This window comes from Legionella norrlandica (genome assembly GCF_000770585.1).
GTDB lineage: Bacteria > Pseudomonadota > Gammaproteobacteria > Legionellales > Legionellaceae > Legionella > Legionella norrlandica.
This window is the reverse complement of the sequence record NZ_JNCF01000094.1, coordinates 1-7777: the sequence shown is the minus strand read 5'-3', so window position 1 is coordinate 7777 and position 7777 is coordinate 1. Positions and strand designations below refer to the sequence as shown.

The following is a 7777-nucleotide window of genomic DNA, read 5'->3' as shown; positions in this document are numbered from 1 at the left end:
GGAGAGGGAATTGTCATCCAGTTTTTCGTTCAGCCTAGGCGCGACTCTAGCACTCCACCAAGATTCAAGCGATACCCTGAACGGTTACAATTAAACTTTTATTACTTTAAATTACTAAATTGACTCACACCACTCGCTATTGCAGCTTGGGCCACAGCAGCAGGAACCCTCTCTTTCAGACGAGGATCTATAGGTTTGGGGATAATATAGTCAGGTCCAAACCCCCAATTAACAACTCCTGGGTAATTGTCCTTCACTACCTGAGGAACTGGCTCATGCACCAGTTGGCGAATTGCTTCAACAGCTGCAATTTGCATGGCTTGATTAATACATCTAGCACGTACGTCTAACGCACCACGAAAAACATAAGGAAAACATAACACATTATTAACTTGATTTGGGTAATCACTTCGCCCTGTTGCAATCACTAAATCCTTCCGTACACTCCGTGCTAATTCAGGCTTAATTTCAGGATCTGGATTGGATAAAGCAAAAATAATTGGTCTTGGTGCCATCAAATTCAATAAGTGGACATTCAATAAATCAGGTCTTGCTACACCAATAAACACATCAGCATCGACTAATGCTTCTTCAAGAGTGCGGCAATGCGTGGCTCTTGCAAAGGCAAATTTATAGGGGTTTAAATCTTCGCGTTCCGAATGTATTACTCCTTTGGTATCCAAAAGCAACATATTCCTTTTTTCGGCACCCAAAGCAACCAGAAGTCGCATAGAAGCAATACCTGCTGCGCCAGCTCCCATACAAACAATTTTAACTTCGTTTAATTTCTTTTTCTGTAATTCCAAAGCATTTAATAAGCCAGCTGCTACCACAATTGCAGTACCATGTTGATCATCATGAAATACAGGGATATTGAGCTGCTCGATTAATGCTTGTTCTATTTCGAAACATTCCGGAGCTTTGATATCTTCCAGATTAATTCCACCAAATGTTGGAGCAATCCGTTTCGCTGTGGCAATGAAAGCTTGTGGATCTTCAGCATCTATTTCTATGTCAAATACATCAATATCAGCAAACCGTTTAAATAATACGGCCTTACCTTCCATGACTGGTTTACTGGCTAAAGGGCCGAGATTCCCTAAACCGAGTACTGCGGTACCATTCGTCATCACTGCGACCAAATTGCCTTTATTGGTAAACCGATAGGCATTTTCTGGTACTTCAGCTACAGCCAATACGGGAGCGGCAACACCAGGAGTATAAGCCAGCGACAAATCATCTTGAGAATTAGTAGGTTTTGTAAGATGAATACAGAGTTTCCCTGGAACAGGAAATTCATGATAATCCAATGCTCGTTGCTTTATGACTTCATTATCCAAAGTGTCTACTCTCTATTCCGGTCAGCCGGTGATAAAATCATATATAAAAATCTGGATTTTTAATAGTCAATTAGAGAAAAGGCACAAAAAATTTGTGCCTTTATTTAAAATCCAGAAACTTACAAAATTATTCCTTTGCTTTTTCTTGGCCTGAGCGCAAGTTATATCTATCACGGAATTTCTGTACACGACCACCTGTATCAACCAGCTTTTGCTTACCTGTATAAAAAGGATGACACATTGAACACACTTCAATATTCAAATCTTTACATAAAGTAGAACGAGTTTCAAAGGTTTCACCGCAGCTACAAATGACCTTAACTGTTTGATAATCAGGATGAACAGATGCTTTCATAATACCACTCTCTTCTAGGTTCAAATGAGTATCGCCACCTGGACCTTATGCCAAGCACCATACCCCACACAAATGAGGCAAAACAATATCAGAAATGATTGCATAAAGCAATTTTTTCTCAAATACTCCAACTAATTGTCTTATAAATCCAGTTCAATCCAAACCGGTGCATGATCAGAAGGCCTCTCTGCTTTTCTTGGTTCCTTATCGATTTGAGATTTCAGGCATAAAGTATTTAATTCATGACTCAACAACACATGATCAATCCTCAAACCTCTATTTCGTCTAAAAGCAGCCGCTCTATAATCCCACCAGCTGAATGCTTTTTCTTCTTGTTCAAAATTACGAAAACTATCATGCAAACCCAACTGCAGGATTTTTCTAAAGGCTTCTCTTTCAGCAGGGCTAACCAACACAGACCCCACCATTCAGAAGGGTCATGAACATCTCTGTCTTCGGGAGCAATATTAAAATCACCTACAACTGCCATTTTGGGGTAAGTGCTCAATTGATGCTGAATAAAAAGAGTAACATTCTTTAACCAATCCAGTTTATATTGATATTTTTCTGAGCTTAGCTCTCCTCCATTAGGGACATAGAGATTAATTATTCTTATTCCTTTTATCGTTGCGGCTAAGATACGACGCTGCGGGTCTTCAAACTCGGGAATATCAGTTTGAATTTCTGTCATAGGATGACGGCTCACAATAGCCATGCCGTTATACGTTTTCTGGCCTGAAAAAATAACTTGATATCCTTTATCAGTGAATATTGTTGCGGGGAAATTGTCATCCATCAGTTTGGTTTCCTGCATAGCCAACACATCAACCTGAGAAGATTCCAGCCACTGCAAAACCTGATCCAAACGAACCTTCAATGAATTCACATTCCAGCTAGCGAGTTTAAACACACCAATCTCCTTTATATTCAATTAATAAAGGAGCATGATCTGAGAAACGTGGTTCTCGAAAGATTCGGCTACCTACTACATAATCTGTTAAGCCCGGAGTAATCACTTGATAATCAATACGCCACCCCACATTTTTCTCCCAAGCCCTCCCTCTATACGACCACCATGTATATTGCTCTTCTTCCTTGTTATGCACTCTAAAAGCATCTATAAAACCCATAGCCCCAAATAATTCATCCATCCAGGCACGCTCTTCAGGTAAAAAACCAGAATTTTTCTGATTTCCTCGCCAATTTTTTAAATCTATTTTTTTATGCGCTATATTATAGTCACCGCAAATAATTAACTCCCTACCCTCATTTTTTAAATTCATTAGATGTTTGGCAAATTGGTCTAAAAATTCATATTTCACTCCCTGCCGCTCATCACCACTAGTACCAGAAGGTAAATAGAGAGAAACAACACTTAGTTTAGGATAATCAAACTGAATATAACGCCCTTCCTTATCACAATAATCAAACCCCAAACCCTTCACAATACGCACTGGTTTGTACTTTGAATAAATAGCAACACCGCTATATCCCTTTTTTTCTGCATCAAAGTAATCACAAAAATAATCCCGGGGATAATAGAGCTCTTCAGGTATTAATTGCCCTACCTGAGATTTTGTTTCCTGAATACAGACAAAATCAGCATCCTGACCGACAAGCCAGTCATAAAATCCATTACGTGCTGAAGAGCGTATGCCATTGGCGTTAAAGCTAATTACTTTCATTACTTTGGCTACTCCGCTGTCATTACTGAATTTAAATAAATATTAAGCTTACCAAACTACACATCTTAATTCGTGAACAAAAGATTTGTACAATTGAGTTGATAAACATGCATCCCCTCGCCCCTTGGGGAGAGGGTTAGGGAGAGGGGAAATAAACCGCCTAAAAACAGAATATTCTTAAAAAGCCTCCTCCAAATATCTAACAATATTCTCAAGCACATCCTCGGTTCTTAATAACACCTCATCATTCCAAAATCGCAAAACCCTATAACCCAATGAGCCGAGATAAATGTTCCTTTCCTCATCATACTCTTTATTTAAAAGATGTTGCCCACCATCCAATTCAATAATTAATTTTTTCTGAATACAAACAAAATCAACAATATAATTCCCGATAGGTACTTGCCTTTTAAATTTATACCCCTTTAATCGATGCGCTCTAAGATAGTACCATAAATGAATTTCAGCATCAGTGCTTCTTTGTCGAAGAGACTTTGCTTGCTTTACTAGATTAGCATCTACTTGAACCAATTATTTACCCTCTCCCCAACCCTCTCCCGCATTCACCAACCCAGTTTTACAAATTCTCCGTTCGCGGGAGAGGGAGTTTCTGTTAAACGACTACAACTACTTTGTCACATAAACATCAAATTACTTTACGCGTAAATAACTATCTAAAAGAGAGGATTTTATTACTCTCAAACACTCAACCCCATGACTACGCGCCCCAGCCTTTCACCCAGGGCTTTAGCCAAAATGATCTCATCCTGACTCAAAGGATTATCATTATTACCTCCAGCCACATGAGTTATCCCATAAGGCGTGCCACCAAATTTTGTATCAGTTAAAGCTGGTTCCGTATAAGGGATGCCTAATAAAATCATGCCATGATGAAATAAAGGCAACATCATAGAGAGCAGAGTCGTCTCCTGCCCACCATGCATACTGGCTGAAGAAGAAAAAACACAAGCCGGCTTATTAACCAGCTCCCCACTCAACCATAAAGAAGAAGTCCCATCCCAAAAATATTTCATAGGAGCTGCCATATTACCAAATCGAGTAGGACTACCTAAAGCCAAACCATGACAATGGCGCAAGTCATCCAAAGTAACATAAATCGCCCCAGAATCTGGAATCGGCTTATCTATTGCTTCGCAAGTGGTAGAAACAGGCGGCACTGTTCGTATCCGCGCTTCAATGCCAGATACACTTTCCACACCACGAGCGATATATTGTGCTAATTGTGCCGTTGCACCAGTTCGTGAATAATATAAAACCAAGACATAAGGATTAGACATGACACTGCTCCGGGACATTTTTAGCCTTTTTATAGGATTCTATTGACAATTCGAGCTAGAGCCTACGTTCCGTCGGCATCTTAGCTCGAATTACCAACACATCCTAGCCATCATTTCAGCAAAGTGAACCCAGCTAAGGCTAATTATTGAATAAGAGTATGAGTATACCCAAGATGCTTGGAAATGCCAGTTTTAAAATACATTGATTTTTATGCATCCCCTCTCCCAAAAATGGGAGAGGTTTCTAGCCAATCTTCAAAACTTATTGTTGAACTATCAAATTCCCATTAGCAATCATTTGATTAATAATATCATGCGAATTATTAGTAGCATAAACAGCAGTTAAGTCCACATTTTCTAATACAATAGTTTGAGAAGGATCGGCAAAATTTCCATTTCCACTCGGATCCACTTTGATTGTGGTATTACTTCCTGTTTTTGTAACTTCAAGGTAACTATCCAAACTATTAGCATCCATGTGTTCACCGGATAATATATCTGATAAATTGAGTACGGATGACTCGGAAGAACTAGCTACTGGATTTGCTTTAAAATCAGTAATGGTATCAGTAGCTTTTCCAGACACGGAACCGCCAGTATTATCCCCAACCAGCCACACGAAAGTATCAACCCCGCCACCACCAGTAAGCGAATCATCTCCTTGGCCACCAATGAGGAAATCATTACCTGCGCCTCCATTCAAAATATCATTTCCTGTTCCACCATAAATAATATCATTACCGGCATTACCCATTAAATTATCAATGCCTGCATCACCAAATAATAAATCATTCCCATCTCCGCCACTGATAGTATCATTTCCAATACCTCCATGGATAATATCATTCCCAGCATTACCAGTAATTGTATCATCCCCTGCATCACCATACATTAAATCTTGGCCAGCACCAGCAGTTAATGTATCACCACCATCATAACCATGATAGGAACGATCAACACTAGAAGTATCTCCACTATTGTTTACACTATTCCCAGAGCTAGTCCCCTCATAATTGTTTGTAATATTATCAATCCTTACATTAACACTATCCTGTGTAGTAGCGGTATTGCCACCCATATCAGTTGCAGTAGCAGTGACAGTCAAATTAAATGTTCCTTGCTGATCATGAATCAGTTGTAAACCATCTAATTGTTCAGGTGTTAATGTCCAAGAGCCGTCTCCATTGTTTATACCTGCAGTGAGATAGGCACCTAAAGGAACACCAGCAATTGTAATGCCTAATGTATCAGTATTATCCGGAAATTTAATTGATGCGGCCAATAACAAATCTATTACAGCAACAGGATTTTTATTTGGGCTTGTAAGACTAAGCGAAGAGTCATTACTATTATTTCCACCATTCACAACAATCCAGTCAAACTCATAAGCCCCAGCAGAAGAGGCCGTAAAACTGGAAAAGGTTCCACTCCCAGAGTTTGCACCACCTAATTGCTCAGATGAACTAATCAAGGTTGGACCTTGAATTATATTTCCATGTGAGTCTTTGATGACTAAAAGCACCAAGTCATTACGTCCGTTATTACTAATCTGATTTGCGCTAGTTTCTGCATTATTAAATGTCCAGTCTAGATTAATGGTTTCTCCAGCGGCTAAATAATAAGTATTGCTTACATAATTACCATCAACCACATTAACATTTCCAGGATCATTAACAGAACCAGAAGATGGGGGATCAAAGCTATCTAATGAACCTGAAGTTAATCCTAATGCACTCTCTATATTAGCTTGAGTCATGCCTGATGCTGTCACTGAGGTGTCTTCATAGATAATACCCTGCAAATTATCTGGCATATTCAACACAGGAACAGGAGGTGCCAGATCAATATTTACAGATACATGGCCTGTATTTGACAAGTAGTTGTTAGGGAAATGAGTATCCTGAATTTGATAATCAAATGTTACAGTCCCAGTGTATCCAGGTGGTAGGTCTTTAATAACTATATGCCCCATTCCATCTAAAGAAACAGTTCCAACACTGGCATTGCTTACACTGGCAATTGTCAATGAACTATGAACATCATCAATATCGTAATCATTTGCCAAAACATCTACGATATCAATTGCGATAGCATCATTACGAACTAAAGCTCCATTACCACTAACATCTTCCATCCCCAAGGTTGATAGTCTCCCGAGCCTTTCCTCAGCTCAGGTCGAAGCACATACTCACCACCCTGATCCCAATAAATGATTTCTATTGTATGTAAACCCGAATTCGCTATAGTAAACGTCGGATGCGTTGTTGTAGTTGGAGGTTGAATCGCATTAACCTCTGCTACCACCACACCATCTATTCTTATTGAATAACCGTCATCTGAAAGTACTCTGAAGTTATAAGTTCCAGCAGATAATTCTATTAATCCCTCCATATGAACCATAGCATCACTGGAAGAAATTGGTGAACCAATACGAACTAATGAGTTACCGTCATTACTTAGCCAGTTTTTTAAATTATCATCATTCGAAGCATAGTAACCCAGATTACCATTACCATATTGGTAATTTACAACCGTTGAAACAAACGTAGCATTTGGATTGTGAGTATTTATAAAACTCTCAACCTGAGAAAGATTACTCAAGTTTGGTCCATCTGTCCCTTCTCTGTAGTTATAGAACTTCGACAACATTCCGTTTATAGATTGGTCAGCCAGCGAAATGTTAAAGGTGTCATTAACTGCCACAGGAGCGTCATTGACAGGGGTCACATTGATAGTAATAGTATCTGTATCTGTATTAGTACCTGTATCAGTTGATTTAACCGTCAAAGTATCTGGACCATTATAATCCTGAGCACCTTTATAAGTTAAAGTGGCTAAAGCGGCATTAATTTGAGCTTGTGTCCCAGACAAAGTCAAAGTAGAGCTGCCATTAGCGCCGGCAGAAATTGTTGCACCGCCAGACAAGCTAACATTTAAGGTACCATTTAGTACCGTTAATTGAGTAGTAGATAGATTACCATCAGCATCATTAACAGTAATTAATCTTGCACCATTGAAAGTTAACACAGTATCTTCATCCACTGTTTGAGCAGCAGGAACAGTATTAATAGGTGGATTATCATTATCCGTAATCGTACC

At 39.2% G+C, this 7777-nt stretch carries 7 protein-coding genes and 1 pseudogene; all 8 read right to left on the bottom strand.

The genetic code is table 11. The annotated features are described in order from the left end of the window. Nucleotides 1–101: 101 nt before the first annotated feature. Nucleotides 102–1340 carry a malic enzyme-like NAD(P)-binding protein gene (locus tag OK13_RS13240; RefSeq protein ID WP_035891546.1) on the bottom strand — a complete coding sequence of 413 codons (1239 nt, stop codon included), beginning with the start codon at nt 1338–1340 and terminating at the stop codon, nt 102–104. 127 nt (nt 1341–1467) lie between these two features. Further along, nucleotides 1468–1695 carry a 50S ribosomal protein L31 gene (gene rpmE / locus OK13_RS13235; RefSeq protein WP_035891544.1) on the bottom strand — a complete coding sequence of 76 codons (228 nt, stop codon included), beginning with the start codon at nt 1693–1695 and terminating at the stop codon, nt 1468–1470. Between the two features lie 140 nt (nt 1696–1835). Further along, nucleotides 1836–2605 (bottom strand): annotated as a pseudogene (gene xth, locus OK13_RS13230) (exodeoxyribonuclease III). Beyond that, nucleotides 2598–3380 carry an exodeoxyribonuclease III gene (locus OK13_RS13225; RefSeq protein WP_035891542.1) on the bottom strand — a complete coding sequence of 261 codons (783 nt, stop codon included), beginning with the start codon at nt 3378–3380 and terminating at the stop codon, nt 2598–2600. Before OK13_RS13225 ends, xth begins: the two are co-directional and overlap by 8 nt. Nucleotides 3381–3557: 177 nt before the next feature. After that, nucleotides 3558–3911, bottom strand: a complete 354-nt coding sequence (locus OK13_RS13220; protein WP_035891540.1) for an endonuclease domain-containing protein — start codon at nt 3909–3911, stop codon at nt 3558–3560. Between the two features lie 167 nt (nt 3912–4078). Next, the gene (gene wrbA, locus OK13_RS13215; protein WP_035891539.1) at nt 4079–4678 is read right to left on the bottom strand and encodes an NAD(P)H:quinone oxidoreductase; all 600 of its coding nucleotides are present in this window, start codon (nt 4676–4678) and stop codon (nt 4079–4081) included. Nucleotides 4679–4940: 262 nt separating this feature from the next. Then, on the bottom strand, nt 4941–6812 hold the full coding sequence (locus tag OK13_RS15950; RefSeq protein WP_035891538.1) for a type I secretion C-terminal target domain-containing protein: 1872 nt from the start codon (nt 6810–6812) through the stop codon (nt 4941–4943). Then, nucleotides 6782–7777 (bottom strand): Ig-like domain-containing protein (locus tag OK13_RS13205; protein ID WP_035891537.1); only part of this gene is annotated, 996 nt, incomplete at its 5' end. The genes OK13_RS15950 and OK13_RS13205, both read right to left, overlap by 31 nt.